Source organism: Alcaligenes sp. GCM10023179 (assembly GCF_042653705.1).
In the GTDB taxonomy this organism is placed as follows: Bacteria; Pseudomonadota; Gammaproteobacteria; order Burkholderiales; family Burkholderiaceae_B; genus Alcaligenes; species Alcaligenes phenolicus.
The window spans coordinates 1,435,423-1,451,657 of record NZ_JBHSIQ010000001.1 but is presented as its reverse complement, the minus strand read 5'-3'; the positions used below and the strand labels follow the sequence as shown (position 1 = coordinate 1,451,657).

17 protein-coding genes are annotated in these 16,235 nt (G+C 55.4%); 7 read left to right on the top strand and 10 right to left on the bottom strand.

Translation table 11 applies throughout. The annotated features are described in order from the left end of the window. The first annotated feature begins 61 nt into the window (after positions 1-61). Entirely contained in the window at positions 62-784 is a 723-nt protein-coding gene (ubiG, locus tag ACFPDR_RS06495; RefSeq protein WP_009464176.1) for a bifunctional 2-polyprenyl-6-hydroxyphenol methylase/3-demethylubiquinol 3-O-methyltransferase UbiG, read from the top strand. A gap of 6 nt (positions 785-790) precedes the next feature. Next, positions 791-1,486, top strand: coding sequence for a phosphoglycolate phosphatase (gene gph, locus ACFPDR_RS06490; RefSeq protein WP_083053339.1), 696 nt, complete (start codon positions 791-793; stop codon positions 1,484-1,486). Positions 1,487-1,492: 6 nt separating this feature from the next. Here gph and ACFPDR_RS06485 read toward each other — a convergent pair whose 3' ends face one another. Beyond that, on the bottom strand, positions 1,493-2,359 hold the full coding sequence (locus ACFPDR_RS06485) for a LysR family transcriptional regulator (RefSeq protein ID WP_239054448.1): 867 nt from the start codon (positions 2,357-2,359) through the stop codon (positions 1,493-1,495). 84 nt (positions 2,360-2,443) lie between these two features. On the opposite strand from ACFPDR_RS06485, the gene ACFPDR_RS06480 reads away from it, so the two are divergent. Then, complete coding sequence (locus tag ACFPDR_RS06480) at positions 2,444-3,979, top strand: MFS transporter (RefSeq protein WP_376910921.1); 1,536 nt, start codon at positions 2,444-2,446, stop codon at positions 3,977-3,979. On the opposite strand, the gene fdxA is transcribed toward ACFPDR_RS06480, so the two are convergent. The 3 genes from fdxA to ACFPDR_RS06465 form a co-directional block, all read right to left on the bottom strand. Continuing rightward, on the bottom strand, positions 3,976-4,308 hold the full coding sequence (gene fdxA, locus ACFPDR_RS06475; protein ID WP_009464181.1) for a ferredoxin FdxA: 333 nt from the start codon (positions 4,306-4,308) through the stop codon (positions 3,976-3,978). The genes ACFPDR_RS06480 and fdxA overlap by 4 nt on opposite strands. 121 nt (positions 4,309-4,429) lie before the next feature. Next, positions 4,430-5,503: a linear amide C-N hydrolase gene (locus ACFPDR_RS06470; RefSeq protein WP_035272672.1), complete on the bottom strand. Its 1,074-nt coding sequence runs from the start codon at positions 5,501-5,503 to the stop codon at positions 4,430-4,432. A gap of 544 nt (positions 5,504-6,047) precedes the next feature. After that, positions 6,048-6,377, bottom strand: a complete 330-nt coding sequence (locus tag ACFPDR_RS06465) for a hypothetical protein (protein ID WP_009456315.1) — start codon at positions 6,375-6,377, stop codon at positions 6,048-6,050. 106 nt (positions 6,378-6,483) lie between these two features. Between ACFPDR_RS06465 and ACFPDR_RS06460 the strand changes: the two genes are divergently transcribed. Next, entirely contained in the window at positions 6,484-7,287 is an 804-nt protein-coding gene (locus tag ACFPDR_RS06460) for a hypothetical protein (RefSeq protein WP_376910920.1), read from the top strand. A gap of 43 nt (positions 7,288-7,330) precedes the next feature. Here ACFPDR_RS06460 and ACFPDR_RS06455 read toward each other — a convergent pair whose 3' ends face one another. Next, complete coding sequence (locus ACFPDR_RS06455) at positions 7,331-9,406, bottom strand: catalase (protein WP_376910919.1); 2,076 nt, start codon at positions 9,404-9,406, stop codon at positions 7,331-7,333. 249 nt (positions 9,407-9,655) lie between these two features. On the opposite strand from ACFPDR_RS06455, the gene ACFPDR_RS06450 reads away from it, so the two are divergent. Next, entirely contained in the window at positions 9,656-10,780 is a 1,125-nt protein-coding gene (locus tag ACFPDR_RS06450) for a metallophosphoesterase (protein ID WP_376910918.1), read from the top strand. A 22-nt stretch (positions 10,781-10,802) separates the two neighbouring features. Here ACFPDR_RS06450 and ACFPDR_RS06445 read toward each other — a convergent pair whose 3' ends face one another. Continuing rightward, positions 10,803-11,579, bottom strand: a complete 777-nt coding sequence (locus ACFPDR_RS06445) for a DNA alkylation repair protein (RefSeq protein ID WP_302356904.1) — start codon at positions 11,577-11,579, stop codon at positions 10,803-10,805. Next, positions 11,576-12,064, bottom strand: coding sequence for a MarR family winged helix-turn-helix transcriptional regulator (locus ACFPDR_RS06440; protein ID WP_022983289.1), 489 nt, complete (start codon positions 12,062-12,064; stop codon positions 11,576-11,578). Before ACFPDR_RS06440 ends, ACFPDR_RS06445 begins: the two co-directional genes overlap by 4 nt. Positions 12,065-12,354: 290 nt before the next feature. Between ACFPDR_RS06440 and ACFPDR_RS06435 the strand changes: the two genes are divergently transcribed. Further along, positions 12,355-13,638, top strand: a complete 1,284-nt coding sequence (locus tag ACFPDR_RS06435) for a pyridoxal phosphate-dependent aminotransferase (RefSeq protein ID WP_009456304.1) — start codon at positions 12,355-12,357, stop codon at positions 13,636-13,638. Between the two features lie 56 nt (positions 13,639-13,694). Here the strand turns inward: ACFPDR_RS06435 and ACFPDR_RS06430 are convergent, their stop codons facing one another. Then, complete coding sequence (locus tag ACFPDR_RS06430) at positions 13,695-14,597, bottom strand: LysR family transcriptional regulator (protein WP_257112066.1); 903 nt, start codon at positions 14,595-14,597, stop codon at positions 13,695-13,697. 142 nt (positions 14,598-14,739) lie between these two features. Here ACFPDR_RS06430 and ACFPDR_RS06425 point away from each other — a divergent pair, with 142 nt between their 5' ends. Continuing rightward, positions 14,740-15,141, top strand: a complete 402-nt coding sequence (locus tag ACFPDR_RS06425; RefSeq protein WP_257113647.1) for a RidA family protein — start codon at positions 14,740-14,742, stop codon at positions 15,139-15,141. Between the two features lie 31 nt (positions 15,142-15,172). Here ACFPDR_RS06425 and ACFPDR_RS06420 read toward each other — a convergent pair whose 3' ends face one another. Continuing rightward, positions 15,173-15,769: a TetR/AcrR family transcriptional regulator gene (locus tag ACFPDR_RS06420; protein ID WP_257112067.1), complete on the bottom strand. Its 597-nt coding sequence runs from the start codon at positions 15,767-15,769 to the stop codon at positions 15,173-15,175. Continuing rightward, positions 15,770-16,225 (bottom strand): MaoC family dehydratase, encoded by a 456-nt coding sequence (locus ACFPDR_RS06415; RefSeq protein WP_035272656.1) that lies wholly within the window; start codon positions 16,223-16,225, stop codon positions 15,770-15,772. Positions 16,226-16,235 lie beyond the last annotated feature (10 nt).

The following is a 16,235-nucleotide window of genomic DNA, read 5'->3' as shown; positions in this document are numbered from 1 at the left end:
TGTAGCTAAGGCTACAATTAAGGCTCCGCTTTTGCGGGGCCTTAATTTTTTTGGATGAGCCATGACCGCTTCCACCGTCACTAACGTCAATGTCGATCCCGCAGAGATCGATAAATTCAGTGCACTGGCATCCCGCTGGTGGGACCCTGACAGCGAGTTCAAACCGCTGCACGCCATCAACCCTTTGCGTCTGGACTGGATTCTGTCCTACACCGGCTCCCTGGCGGGCAAGCAGGTATTAGACGTCGGTTGTGGTGGCGGAATCTTGTCGGAAAGCCTGGCTCAGTCCGGCGCCGACGTCACCGGCATTGATCTGGCCGAGCGCTCCTTGAAGATTGCCCGTTTGCACAGTCTGGAATCGGGCGTACCCGTCAAATACGAGATGATCAGCGCCGAAGATATGGCCGATCAGCACCCTGGTCGTTTTGACGTTGTCACCTGCATGGAAATGCTGGAACATGTCCCCGATCCGGGCTCCATCATTGCGGCCTGCGCCAAACTGGTCAAACCCGGTGGCTGGGTCTTTTTCTCGACCCTGAATCGCAATCCCAAATCTTTCTTGTTTGCCATTGTGGGTGCCGAGTACCTCTTGCGCCTGATTCCCAAGGGCACGCACAGCTATGAGGGCTTCATCAAACCCAGCGAGCTGATTTCCTCGGCCCGCCGCAGTGGTCTGGATGCCCTGGCATTGAAAGGTCTGGAATACAACCCGATTACCGAGCACTATCGCCTGTCTGGCGACACCTCCGTCAACTACCTGCTGGCCAGCCGCCGCCAAAGCTAAGCCCTCATGAATAAACTGGTTCTATTCGATTTTGACGGCACCTTGGCCGACTCTGCTCCAGATCTGGCTGCTACGGCCAATCGCATGCGCAAGGAACATGGCCTGCCTGATTTGCCCTACGAAGCGCTGCGGCCCTATGCCTCGCACGGTGCACGCGGACTGCTCAAGGTAGCGCTGGATATCAATACCGATCACCCCAACTACGCACAATTGCGAGCGCAGTTCCTGCAGGACTACAACGATCACATGACGGAGCTGACCTATCTGTTTGAGGGCGTAGCCCCCATGCTGAAACAGCTAGAGCAGGCCGGCTACACCTGGGGCATCGTCACCAACAAGCTGGAATACCTGGCCCTGCCCCTGATCCGTCATTTAGGACTGGAAGCGGGTTGCGCAGTCACCGTCGGCGGCGATACCACCCAGCACACCAAGCCTCATCCCGCCCCCTTGCTGTATGCCGCCGAGAAAACGGGCTTTGATCCCAAAGACTGCCTGTACGTAGGTGATGATCTGCGCGACATCCAGGCAGGTCAGGCGGCGGGCATGGCTACCATGATTGCCGCCTACGGCTACTGCGCGCAGGACGACAGCCTGAGCACTTGGCAAGCCGATATGACCGTGCATCACGCCTCTGATATCTGGGAAGGCGTACAACGCTGGGCCAACGGTCAGCTATCCCGCCCTTCCCCGCTGGCCTGCTAAACAGGCTTAAGGCAGCAGCTCCGACAGGCGCTGCTGCATCCACACTGCCGCAGGGGGCAAAGTTTGCCCCTGTCGCCACAGCATCCGCACTGGCAAGGGTGGCAAAACCATCTCCCGGCAATGCAACTGCGCCAACTTGTTGCGCAAGTTTTCATACTCCGCAATGTTCAGCGGCAAAATCGCCCAGCCCAGACTATCGGCCACCATATCGGCAATGACATAAAAGCTGTCTGAGCGCCACACACTGGGGCTGACAACCGTCTGCTCTGTCCCTTCGATATGAATCAGCAATTGTCGATGTGCCGTCAGCTCCTTACGGCTGACCTGATGCAGACTGGCAAGCTGGTGCGTACGCGCCACACAAATTGCTTGGGGCACAGCGCCAATATAGCTTTGCGCAAATGACGTGGCATCAGCTCCACGATCAAACTGAAAAGCCATATCCGAGCGGCCTTCCTGCACATAGTCCATCACCTCGGAAGCGGTTCCGTTCCAGACCGTCAACTCCAGCGCAGGCCAGCGTTCAGCCAGCTCCTTGAGCAGCAGCCGCAAGGGCTCTTGAGGCAAGGCTTCATCCAGAGCAATTTCCAGTCTGGTCGGTTGCCCTTGCGAGAAATCCAGTGCCCGACGATTCAACACGTCTACCTGACGCAACAAAGCCTTGGCTTCCAGCAGCATGATTTCGCCCGGCACCGTCAGGCTTAACGTTCGTCGTGAACGATCAAACAGCTCCAGATTCAGATCCGCTTCCAGCAGGGAAATCGAGGTGCTGACGGCTGACTGCACCTTGCCCAACTCTTTCGCGGCCTGAGTCATGGAGCCAGTTTCTGCCACAGCGACAAAATGTCGAATACGTTCTAGTGTCCAATCCATTTATCTATTTTATAGATGCTAATCAACTTTGACTGTTGATAATATTGATAGATCATACTTGCTTTCCTACCCCTCTGGTCTTTTATGCTGCACAGCTCGATTACCCATCAAGCCCACACTGCTCCCCTATCCCCAAGCCGTCGCTGGTTGATCCTGGCAATTGTGTCGGCAGCTCTTCTACTGATTGTGGTGGACATGACGGTGCTCTACACCGCCCTGCCACGCCTGACCCATGATCTGCAGGCCTCGGCCGCGGACAAGCTGTGGATCATCAACAGCTACGCTCTGGTCGTCTCCGGACTGCTGCTGGGCATGGGCACCCTGGGTGACCGCCTGGGTCACAAGCGCCTGTTCCTGTCGGGTCTGGCCATGTTTGGTCTGGCTTCAGTCGCAGCCGCCTACTCTCCGAACCCAACGGCCTTGATCGCCGCACGCGCCTTTTTAGGTGTGGCAGCGGCCATGATGATGCCCGCCACTTTATCGCTGATACGCATCACCTTTCATGATGAGCGCGAACGTGCGGTGGCCTTCGGTGTCTGGTCTTCTATCGCCTCCGGTGGTGCCGCCTTTGGTCCGGTTCTGGGCGGATTCCTGCTGGAACATTTCTGGTGGGGATCCGTCTTTCTGATCAACGTGCCCATCGTGCTGATCGCGCTGCCTATGGGCTGGATTCTGGTGCCCCGCTCCACGCCAGATGCATCGCGCCCCTGGGATATCAAAGGCTCCTTGCTGATCATGGTGGGCCTGGTAGCCAGCACCCTGGCTATCAAGGAAATGGGCAAGCTGCATACGGATTGGGGTTTGACCGCTGCCGCCCTGCTGATCGGCATCTTGTTTCTGAGCTGGTTCGTCCGTCAACAAAACCGCAGCCGTTTCCCTTTGCTGGACTTTTCCCTGTTCAAGGACGCCACGCTAAGCACCGCCGTACTCTCTGCCTTGACGGCCTCAGCGGCCTTGATCGGCATGGAACTGGTGTTCAGCCAACGCCTGCAATTGGTACTGGGTTTCTCACCATTGGAAGCGGGCCTGGCCATTATTCCCTTGCCGCTGGCAGCCTTTATAGCCGGCCCCTTGGCCGGGCGCCTGCTGGTCGTTATCGGCAGCAAGCGACTGCTGATTGGTGCCTTGAGCCTGGCGGGAGCAGGCATGGCCGCTTATCTGCTGTGGCATAACAGTGCACAGCCTCTACAAGTGATCAGCCTGATCATGCTGGGCCTGGGTGTCGGTGCAGCCATGACGGCGGCTTCCAGCACTATCATGCAAAGCGTGCCACCTTCGCGCGCTGGCATGGTGGCCTCGGTCGAGGAAATGTCTTATGAACTGGGTGGTGCGCTGGGTGTGACCATTATGGGTAGCCTGCTGTCCTTCGTATACAGCGCCAGCCTGATCCTGCCACAGGAATTAAGTGACCGCGCCCTGGCCTACGACAGCCTGGATCAGGCCTTATTGATGACAGAAACCATGCCACAGAATCTGGCTCTGACCTTAAGTGAACTGGCCCGCGACTCTTTTGATAAAGGCTATGTCGCCGTACTGGCCAGTTGTACGGCTTTGCTGGTGATGGCGGCCTTGGCGGTCTGGTACTTCCAACGCAACAACAGCCATCAGAAAGCCCATTAATCTTTCTTCAACAGCGCCAACTTGTCGGTCTGAGTCGCCCAGTACTCATGATCCGGCAAGGGTGCCTTTTGTTGACTGATACGCTTCCAGGCCGGGTCCTCGCTCAAGGTCCGGTTCAGTTCCACATAGACCTGCTGCTCGGGCGTCACATCCTGATCACTGACAATCGCCCCCACCGGACACTCGGCCACGCAGATGGAGCAATCAATGCACTCGTCAGGATGAATGACCAGGAAATTCGGGCCTTCAAAAAAACAATCCATGGGGCACACCGTCACACAATCGGTGTACTTGCACTGGATACAGGCTTCCGTCACTACATAGGTCATGAAACAACTACTTCAACAAATAAAGACGGGGCATAGCATAACAGCTGAACATGAACATCATGTGATCGCTGTCGGCTATGCCCCGGGTATTCAGCCTAGAGTGGCATATACCACTGCCCCATTAAACAGCGGGCGGTTCGGCGGGTTCGAACTTGAATGGCTGGGCTGGTTTGAAGTGCTCCAGCACTTCACCCATGTAGACCTTGCTTTGCTCCGGCCCCAGATCCAGCTTCATCACTTTGCCGGTTTCTGCCGAAAAATCTGCTTTTTTCATATCCACCCAGAATGCACCGGGTGACAGAACCGAGTCAAAATAATACAAACTACGTTGATGGTCGAATACCGTGCGCCAGCGTGTCGATGAGTTGTTGGGCTGATCGGGCACTGTCATGCCATATGGAGTAGAAGCGTTACGTATCACGCTCAACACACTGGCTACGGCCTTGTCATCACTCAGGTTGCGTGGCACTGCATCAATGTAAAAAGAGGCGCGAGCAAAACGATCTGCAGCACGGCTAGTGCCGGGTAACATGTTCATGCCCCCCACCTGTTGCCAGTAATCCTTGATGGCCAATTGCTGATCAAATGTGGGCGAATTGGTCAGAACCTGGTATTTACGACTATGGTGGATGTGTTGCTTACCGTCGATATACTCGATAATCGCACTATCCCCTGTGGCATCCGACATGGACAGGTGCAAAGTTGCCAAGCGATCTTCACCTTTGACCTTGGCAGTAACGACTACAAAGGGATTTTTTTCTAAAGCAGCAACCGCTTCTGCCACGGTTGCAAAATTATCCAAGACGTACTGTCCCCACAAAGACATGCTTAAGGTCTTATCGCCTTTTTGAGGCGTTGGATATTGGGACTCCACCAGCCACAGCAAGTTGACGTTCAAACCTTTTTCATTGGCCCCGTCGGTAGAAGCAATGTCATAACCCGACGCAATCACGCTGCCGTATTTCGAGGTCCACTCAATGGACGAGGGGCCAGCTTCGCCAGTACGTTTTTCACCGCGAGGAAAAATCCAGAGGTTGGTGCCGACATCCAGCTTCCAGTCCATGGAACGACCGGTAATCACCTGTCCGTTATCACCCAGAAAAACAGCTCGGGTACACGCCTGAGAGGCCGCAGGCACCAAAGCCAGCCCAACTGCGCATGCCAGCAAAGTACGACGACATTTTTTTAGCAACATCTTTCTCTCCAGAGACGGCTAGCCGCCCAATCAATAAAACAAAAAAACCGACTGCTTACACAGCCGATACATTGGACACGGGTGTAACAAAAACAGGATTAGGACATTGCGTCAAGCCAAGTTAAGTCTTGTGGTGCAAGACCGACAAAAACAGAGCATGAAATCCCTTGTTTTGAGAATAAAAACATTTGCTAACTCATGATCGACCGCAATATTATTTTTTCTTCCTGATCGCCTTGAAGCTGCGCTTTTCACTCTGAAAACGTGGGTAGCTGCCTTATCAGCCCGCGTATAAATGAACCAAATACGATCTCCAAACTAAACACGCCTTTTTCTTGTTTTTAAAAAACTTAAAAATAGTCATTCAGGTCTGAAAACACAGGCGATGTGTGCTCGAAATCTTTTACCCAGAACTAGAAGATCATTAATGACCAGGAATGGCCAAATCCTATCCGTAGGCACAAGGAACGGCATAATGCCTCGACACGGACTTCAATAACATGCAATAAAAAACAGCCCGTTACGGGCTGTTTTGCAAATTCGTCTAAAACTCCAGGCAATCAAAAAACCCCGGCAATCCTGCATAGCTATCCATAAGCTGGTCAATGACATAAGCACTGTCACGGGTTTCCAGAGCCAGCAGGTTTTCCCGGTAATCTTCTTCAGCCAATCCAACGGCTATGCGGCCCGGTTCGACACGGGCACCGGCCAGCAGCTCGGACAGCTTGGGGTCCTGCATCGCCTCCAGGGCAGCGCGCAAGGCCAGTTCTTCGTCCGTGAAACCAACTTGTCCGGTGCGATCAGCGTGTAACGCCGCTTGCACTAAGGGCAACAAATTATCAATATCTTGCTTGCTAAGGTAAAACACATGCATGACACGTTCTCCACGGGTTGGTGATCGGCTAGTCCAGCATACCGAAAGACACAAGACTGGCGCTAGTGCGCCGTCATTTACAGAATTAAAAAGGGGGTCCATGACAATGATGCGTAAACTCACTCATTCCCGCTGGCTATTATTGGGAATCTTGCCACTGGCCAGTCTGGCTCATGCCCAAGTGAGTGCTCAAGGTCCAGACGCCATGTCCGACAGCACGACTTCGCCACACTATGCCGTGCAGATTACACCCTATGCCTGGATTACCGGCTTGTCGGGTGAGTCCTCCCCCTTCAAACGCGCGCCCTCCCTGGATATAGAAAAGTCCTTTTCAGATGTCCTGCACGATCTGCGTGCCGCGGCCTTTCTGAACGCCTGGGTGCGTCGCGACCGCTATGTGTTCAACAGTGACCTGCTCTACGTGAACACACGTGAAAGTGAAGTGGTAGGTGGTTTGCCTTTGGTCGGTGCTGCAGAAGGGACCGTGGACACACGTCTGTTCATGGCCACGTTGCAAGGTGGTTACCGCATCTACGACACTGAACATGCCAGCCTGGACGCACTGGCCGGTTTTTCTTTTTGGGATATACGCACCCGTGCCCATCTGAGTACGGCGGGCCGAACCCGACATCATCAGGAGAGCTTCAATTGGGTGGACCCCATGATAGGACTGCGTGCGTTCTATCGTTTCACCCCGGAGTTTTCCACTCAAGCCCAGATCCACTTGGGCGGCTTTGGCGTGGGCTCGCGCCTGAGCTATCAAGCTACCTTGACCTTGAACTACGACCTGTCAGAGAACTTCTCCATCGCTGCCGGATACAAGATGCTGGATGTGGACTATCGTCGCTCCGGCCATGTCTTTGACACTCGCATGTCGGGCCCCGTGCTGGGGCTGAGCTGGCGCTACTGACGGCACGTGAAAGGGGGCGGCACCGCCCCCTTTTCACAAGACATCAGGCCATACCATCTACCTGATGGCGTCGCTCCCAGAACCGTGAAGACACTTTTTCAAGCAGATCATCACCGGTTTTGATGACGAACACCCCCTTGTCTACTGATACGCCCGCCCTGTCCAGCAAGGGTTGGGCTGCGCCGTTATGACCAATTGCTTTCAAGTGTCCATAGGCGTCGGCTACAAAATCCACCGCCGCCTTGTTAGTGCACAGTTTTGAAGCTTCTTCCTGGGTAAGCAGCAAGGCCACCGCATCAAACAGAACCGAAGGCGCACCCGCAATCTTTTCGTCGGCAGCCAAGTGTGTGCCATCTGACAGCGTCACCCCCCCTACTTGCGGAGCGATAAGCTTGACGGCCACCCCGGCTTCCTGAGCCCCTGTCAGCAGCATTTCCAGCAAGCCCTTGTCAGCTCCGTCCGTTACCAGAATACCCAGCATCCGACCGGCAATCGGCGACTTCTGGGCCAGTATGGACAAGGCTTTGGAAGGTGCCATGTCGATCGGCTCGCGGGCGGGCTTGGCAGGAGGCGGCAAATCCAGCCCCAATCCCTGAGCCGCTCGTTTGGCCAGATCCTCATCAATGACACGCATGTGCGAGAGCACACGCACACGAACATGATTGAGCTGGACCTTGGACAGTTCAAATACCAGCCCGGCAATCAGATGCTCCTGCTCAACTTCAGTCTGAGAGCGATAAAACAATCGGGCCTGGCTGTAATGATCCGAGAACGACTCAGCCCGTACACGCAGTTTTGCGCCATCGTCTACGGTACTGGGGAAGGTGCGAAAGCCATGCGGCTGCGCGCGCGGTCCGCCCGATCCACCCGCCTCCTCCAGGCTATTGGGCTCGTAGGTCGCACGGCCCTTGGGAACCTGCGTCTGCATCATGCCGTCGCGCTGCATATTACTGAATGGGCAGCGGGGTGCATTGATAGGAATCTGATGAAAGTTGACCGTTCCCAGTCGAGACTTTTGCGTATCCAGGTAGGAGAACAAGCGGCCTTGCAGCAAGGGATCATCCGTAAAGTCGATCCCCGGAATGATGTTGGACGGCAAGAAAGCAACTTGCTCGGTCTCTGCAAAGAAGTTGTCGGGATAACGATCCAGAACCATACGACCCACGATTTTGACGGGCAGACTTTCCTCGGGAATGAGTTTGGTCGCATCCAGCACATCGTAGTCCTGCTTGTCCGCCCACTCCTGATCGAAAACCTGCACACCCAGTTCCCACTCCGGGAAGGCTTCGCTTTGAATCGCCTCGTACAAATCGCGTCGTAGATAATCCGAGTCCACCCCGGAAATCTTGACCGCCTCATCCCACAGGGTGGACTGCAAGCCCTGCTTGGGTTTCCAATGAAACTTCACAAAGTGCGACTTGCCCTTGGCATTCACAAAACGGAATGTGTGCACACCAAAGCCCTGCATCATGCGAAAGGACCGTGGCAAGGCTCGATCGGACATCAGCCACATGACGGTATGCAAAGACTCGGGCATCAGGGAGACAAAATCCCAGAATGTGTCATGGGCTGACGCTGCCTGAGGAAAGCCCCGGTCCGCCTCGGGTTTGACGGCGTGGATCAGATCCGGGAATTTGATGGCGTCCTGGATAAAAAAAACGGGCATATTATTGCCCACCAGATCCCAGTTGCCTTGCTCGGTATAGAACTTGACCGCGAAACCACGCACGTCGCGTGGTGTGTCTTTGGAGCCTTTAGAGCCGGCTACCGTTGAGAAACGACAGAACACCGGCACCCGATGTCCTTCCTTTTGAAATACACAGGCCTGGGTCAACTCCGGGATTGCTTGCGTGCATTCAAAATAACCATGTGCTCCTGTGCCGCGAGCATGAACAATGCGCTCCGGTATACGTTCATGGTCGAAATGGAATATTTTCTCGCGCAGGACAAAATCTTCCAACAAGGTCGGGCCACGCGCCCCGAAACGCAAGGAATTCTGATTGTCCGATATCGGTACGCCATGATTGGTCGTCAACTCAGCATGGCCAAACTGATGTAACTCCCCGCCTTGCCCCACGGCATCCTGATTGGTTTTGGCTGCGGATTTTTTAGTCACCATATGTCCTCCAATCAAATCAAACGAAAACCCCGTTCCACTGGGGTGCCCTTGGGAAAAAGCCTAGAAGTTTTAATGACTTGATGTGCGAAGCAATCTCTCAAAACGTAATCAAGCATGTCCACCTTTTTTCGTGACGGAGCTGTAACTGTCTGATGAGCGCTGACATCATGCCCACTTCCTCGCTCTATACTGGGCACGCTTTATCGCCTGCTCAAGCGCGGGCTCCCCGTTTCTTTTTGGAATGATTTCGTGTTTCAAGTCGCTGCCCTCGTTTTTGCCCTTTATGTCGCCTGGCGACTGATCAAACCGCTGAAGATCAAACCCTGGATCAAATGGCTGCTCAGCATCTTGGCCGTCGCCGCCACCTTCCACCACTACACCGTAGCGCTGTTCTGGGGCTCACGGGCTTCACCGGAAATTCCCGCACCAGTCATCATGATCCTGGGCTGGGCTTTCGGGGCCGTCCTGCTGGCTGCCTGCTTTACCTTGATCACCGATCTGGCAGGTTTGCTGATGCGCGTTCTGTACAAGCCAGCCGGGCTGCTTCTGTTGCGCTCCTCTACCTTGCGGGGCATGCTGGGCATCGCAGCGGTCAGCCTGTCCGCACTGGGTGTCTGGCAGGCAGTGCAAGTCCCCGAGCTCAAGTCCATCGAAGTAAAGGTCAAGGGCCTGTCCCCAAAGCTGGATGGTTTCAAGCTGGTGCAACTGACTGATCTGCACGCCAGTCGTCTGCTGCAAGGCCCCTGGATACAAGCCATTGTTGATAAAACACAGGCTTTGAAACCGGACCTGATCGTCATTACTGGTGATCTGGTCGATGGCACGGTGAAAGCGCGCCGCGATGATGTCGCCCCCTTGCAAGCCCTGTCTGCCCCGCAAGGGGTGTGGGTAATTGCAGGCAACCACGAGTACTACACCCAGTACCAACCCTGGATCGAGCACTTCAACAGCCTTGGGCTACGTATGCTTCTGAACGAGCACAGCATTATTGAACAAGACGATGCTGCTTTTGCTTTGGCTGGCATTACCGACAAGTCGGCAGCCGTGCATGGGCAACCCATGCCCGATGTGGCTGCAGCAGTCGCCGGGATCCCTGCTGGCATGCCCATCATCATGTTGGCCCACCGCCCTGACACCGCCAAGGAAAGCGCTGCGGCCGGGGCGGCCTTGCAGTTGTCGGGCCATACCCATGGCGGCCATATTGTGGGCATGCACAAGATCGTGCAGATGGCCAATGATGGCTATGTGGGTGGACTGTATCAAGTGGGGGATATGCAGCTGTACGTCAGCTACGGTGCCGGACTGTGGGCGGGCTTCCCGCTGCGACTGGGGCGCGCCTCAGAAATCACCTTGATTACCTTGCGCGCCTCCTGATTCCAGGACTGGAACCGGAGCATCAAGACACGCTGCGCAGCGCCCGTCGACACAGGCGCTGCACAGCAGCATTATCTGGCGCTTGCATCTGCCATTGAGCACATAGATCACGCACCCACTGCGGCTGATCCTTGGCCGCATCATTCAAGAAATTGGCTACCGAGTCCTGCACATACACACTGCCATCCCGATACAAGAGCTCAAGAATCGGCAACATGCGTTCCGGTTCTTTTTTCAGGATGGCAATATGTGCGCACCACACTCCCCGAGGGCGCAAAGCCTCACACGCAAAACGACGCAGATATTCCGAGTCTGAGCGCGCCCACTGCTGCAAGCTCTGAATCGACGCATCCAGCTCGGCCACCAAATGAGGACGTACCGCCATCCAGGACCATTCACGCACACCAAAATGCGCATCATCAGCCAAAGGGCACAGTACCTCCAGGCGCTGAGGCACACTTAAGGATGCACGGGCTCCCACCATAAAGCAGGCCCAGCCCCGCACCACATCAGCCGGGTGATCCAAACAGCGCGTCCAGGCCATCTCGCCATACGTGTCCAGCAAGTATTCCCCAATGGCTTTCATGCGCTTGAGAATGCCCAATTGGGCCAGGGTGTCGATGTGCTCTGCGCCCTGCTCATCCAATTCCGGAAATACGGTCGCCACCAGCACGCGCTGATCGATGGCCAAGGACTCGGTCAGAGTAAGACCCTGGATTTCCCCCTTGGACAGAGCCAGCAAAATATCAGCCGGTATATCCGCAACCTTGGCATAAGCCTTGCGGTTCTCGATACTCATGACGCGTCTTCTCCGCCAGCGGCTTTGTTCAACAAGGCGCTAAGCTGGGTGCACTCCGCCTCGGACAAATGCCGGAACAATTCGCCTATCCACTGGGCGTGAGTTCCTACCAGCGTCCTGGCCAACTCCGCCCCCTGAGGGCTGAGTTTCACCATGACAGAACGCCGATCGGTCTGGGCCGCAAAGCGCTGCACCAAGCCCGCTTTCAGCAGCCCATCCACCAGAGTTGTGACAGTCGCCCGCGTCACGCCTGCCCGTTCAGCCAGGATGTGGGAAGGCATCCCGTCGGGTGCTTCCTCCAGCAGGAACAAAAGTACAAAACGGGCTTCACTCAAGCCATGGGGCGCCAACAAGGCGGCGCAGTCCCGATCAATACGGGCAGACAAGGACAGGAGCTGAAAACACAGAGACATGCCCTGAACATTGACGCCCTTTTGCTGCTCTGCGTGCGAGAGCAAGGCCCGATATTTCGCTTCCAGTTTCATAGTTCGACATCAAATGATTTGATGTCGAATCTTAATCTCAGAGCGCTTCAAAAACAAGAAAAATAAAGGAGGGCTGATTTCACATCATGCCAATCCAATCCATAAAGCGGAATATGTCCAGGTAGTAAGGAGCCTATCGACAAAAGAGTGTCGCCAAAATTCGACAATGCCACATTTTAAGCTTGATGCTTACAAGACAGGCTCACGCATGCGGTAAGGTATAAGGCTGGTCAGGCATCAGCCCTGCCACCGTTCATTAGCAGCACACATGGAATCCGATTACCAGCATCATGAATAGCATCAAGAAATCGAGCAAATTGGCGAATGTTTTGTACGATATTCGCGGCCCCATCATGGACCGGGCCAAACAAATGGAAGACGAAGGCCAGCAACTGATCAAGCTCAATATCGGCAACTTGGCGGTATTCGGTTTTGACGCCCCGGAAGAAATCCAGCTCGACATGATCCGCAACCTGCCCAACTCTTCGGGCTACTCGGATAGCAAAGGTATTTTTGCCGCGCGCAAAGCCGTCATGCACTACACCCAGGAGCAAGGGATCAAGGGCGTGACGCTGGAAGATATTTACCTGGGCAATGGCGCCTCTGAGCTGATTGCCATGGCCACCAACGCCCTGCTGGACGACGGTGATGAACTGCTCCTGCCCATGCCCGACTATCCGCTGTGGACGGCTGTAACCAGCTTGTCCGGCGGTACACCCGTGCACTACTTGTGTGACGAATCCAAAGGCTGGATTCCGGACCTGGACGATATCCGCTCCAAGATCACCCCACGCACCAAGGGCCTGGTTGTCATCAACCCGAACAACCCCACCGGCGTGCTCTACCCCGACTCGGTGCTGCAAGCTCTGGTCGATATTGCTCGCGAATTCAATCTGGTGCTGCTGGCCGACGAGGTCTACGACAAGGTCCTGTTCGACGACATGAAGCACACCGCCATGGCCAGCCTGTCCAACGACGTACTGACCCTGACCTTCAACTCCCTGTCCAAGAGCTACCGCGCATGTGGTTACCGCGCAGGCTGGCTGGTGATTTCGGGCGACAAGAAAGCCGGTGCCGACTACATCGAAGGCCTGAGCATGCTGGCCAATATGAAGCTGTGCGCGAACGTGCCCGGCCAATGGGCCATTCAGACCGCCTTGGGCGGCTATCAAAGCATTAACGACCTGGTATGCGAAGGTGGACGCCTGCGCCGTCAGCGCGATCTGGCTTACGAGTTGATCACCGCGATTCCCGGGGTCAGCTGCGTCATGCCCCACGCTGCCCTGTACATGTTCCCGCGTCTGGATCCCGAGGTTTATCCCATCAAGGACGACCGCCAATTCTTCCTGCAACTGCTGGAAGCCACCCGCGTGATGCTGGTGCAAGGCACGGGCTTTAATTGGCCTCATCCGGATCACTTCCGCATGGTGTTCCTGCCCCACGAGCCGGACCTGCGCGAGGCCATCAACCGCATCGCCAAGTTCCTGAAAGACTACCGTATCAAGCACGGTACAGAACGGCCTGAGTTTGCCCAGGCGACCATTCCAGTCGTAGACAGCGCCGAAGCTGAATAAAAATCGGATTCAATGAAAAAAGCCAAGGATTCATTCTCCTTGGCTTTTTTTGGCACTCAAGATACTTGAGACAATTGCTCCGCAACCCAATCAATAAAGACACGCAGCCGAACATTCGTATGTTTGCTGCGATGAAAAGCCACATACAAGGGCATAGGGTCCATCGTCCAATCCGGGAATAACGCGATCAGGCGCCCTGCTTGCACCGCTTCCTTGGCCAAATACGCCGGCAGGCAAACCAGCCCCAAACCCGCTTCACCCGCTGCCAGATAGGCATTGCCATCATTCACGGCCAAGCCATAACGGCCTGGCAAAGAAACCCGTTCTTTATCGCGACGCAAGGCATAAGGAAACGGTTTGTTCTGATGTTCCCACAGGTACCCCACCATTCGATGTGCAGACCCGTCCAGCTCTTCAGGATGCACAACGGTACCAAACCGCTCCAGATACAAGGGTGCAGCATAGATGGACAGATGCAGCGCCCCCACCCGCTTGGCGATCAAGGACTGGTCCTGAATATGACCACCTCGAACCACACAGTCCATGCTTTCATCGAGCAGATCTACCGTCTTGTCGCCTACGCCCATATCCAGCTGAATATCCGGGTAGCGTGCGTAGAACGACGGCAAGGCTGGCACCAGCACACGGCTGGCTAAAGGGCTGGGCACATCTACCCGCAAGCGGCCACTGGGCGAAGCCAAGGCTTGGGCCAGATCCCGCTCACTGTCTTCCAGATCGGCCAGCAATTGCACCACACGCTCAAAATAAAGTGCCCCAGCGCTGGTCACACTGACCTTGCGCGTCGTGCGATGCAGCAAGCTCACCTGCAAGCGTGCCTCCAATTGCTGCACCAGATGCGTGGCCCGGGTTCGGCTCAGATGCAAAGCTTGGGCCGCCTTGGTAAAGCTGCCCGTTTCCACCACCTTGGCAAAGGTACGCATCGCTTCGAAACGGTCCACGTATTGTCTCCAATCAGTTGCATTGATTGTTTGGATTATAGAAACAGTGTTGTCTGCCATCCAGCGTTTATCTGTCCACGCACAAGACCTACAGTGCATAACTCAATGAACTTCACCTGCCCAGCAGGCACTGGAAAGCATGATGACTACCTTACGCCAAGCCGTCTTTCCCAGCGAACGCCAAGCCTTGTATGAGCGTGGTCACTACTCACCGGCGATTCGTTCCAATGGCTTTTTGTTTATTTCTGGCCAGGTCGGCAGCCGCGAAGACGGCTCACCCGAGCCGGACCTGGAACAGCAAATACGCCTGGCCTTTGAGAACCTCAATACCGTGCTGGCCGCAGCAGGTTGCAGCTTTGCTCATGTGCTGGATGTGACGCTGTTTTTGGTGAACCCGGAAGCCAATCTGGAAACCCTGTGGAAGGTTCTGCCGGACTACTGGGGTGATGCGCCCTACCCGGCGTTGACAGGTGTAGGGGTGCCTTGGTTGTCAGGCTTTCAGTTCGAGATCAAGGTAGTGGCACAACTGCCCGAACAAGCCTGATACGCAAGCTCTTGTCGCCTTTATCGATAGGCTAATCGTGCTGATCGGACTCACTGCCAGGCAATGCAGCTAATACCGCAGCCTGCATACTTTGCGTAAACGCGGTATCGCCCATGGCCCGACTGATCATCCCTGTCCCCAACATGGCGGCAAACAAGAGCATGACTTGCTCTTCGGTCTGCTCGGCACACGCTTGCATGGCAACGCCACGAAACTGCTCAAACAAGCTCTCTACGCCTTCACTGTAAATTGCCGTGGTCTGCGCATCCGCAGGCAGGCCGCTGGCCAGGGAAGAAAAGGCCAGGATCGGGCAGCTTTGGGTTTGAGGACGGTGCTTGAAATATCGCCGCATCAAGGCTTGAAACCCTTGCACGGCGTCCTGTTCATAGCGCTGGTTGATACGCTCCCAGGATTCGGAAGACTGGGTAAAAGCAAATCGGGAGGCCTCGTCAATCAAAGCCTCCTTGGAGACAAACTGCTTGTAGAAAGCGCCTGCCGTCAAGCCCGCCTCTTTCATGATGTCCCCGATCGAGACCCCTTCCACTCCATGTTTGCGAAACAGTCGGCAAGCCGTCTCCAGCACCCGCTCGCGGTTGCGTTCGGCCTGCTCACGCGAGACACGCCCCATTCAAACCTCCGGACGACGAAAGGCAATCAGCTTGGCAATCAGGCGCTGGCACACCTCATTGTTCTGATTCAGGGTGTGAGACTCCACCACTACCATGCCTCTGTCCGCTTTGGAGCGGGAGGGCTGAATGTCGATGATTTTACTGAGCACATGCAAGACATCGCCAGGGCGCGTAGGCCGTGGCCAATCGATTTGCCCGCCTGCACCAATAATCCCCTGACTGAATACCAGGCTGTCCACCAAAAGCTTCATGGTAATGGCGGCGGTATGCCATCCACTGGCGGCCAGCCCCTGAAAGAACGTGCCCTTGGCCGCCTCTGCATCCAGATGGAAAGGTTGTGGATCAAACTGGCGGGCAAAGCTGATAATTTGCGCTTCATCCAGAGCATGTTCTGCGCTGCGAAACTCCATTCCCAGGGCCAGATCCTCAAGATAGACAGGTGCTTTAAGGCTCATCCGAATACTC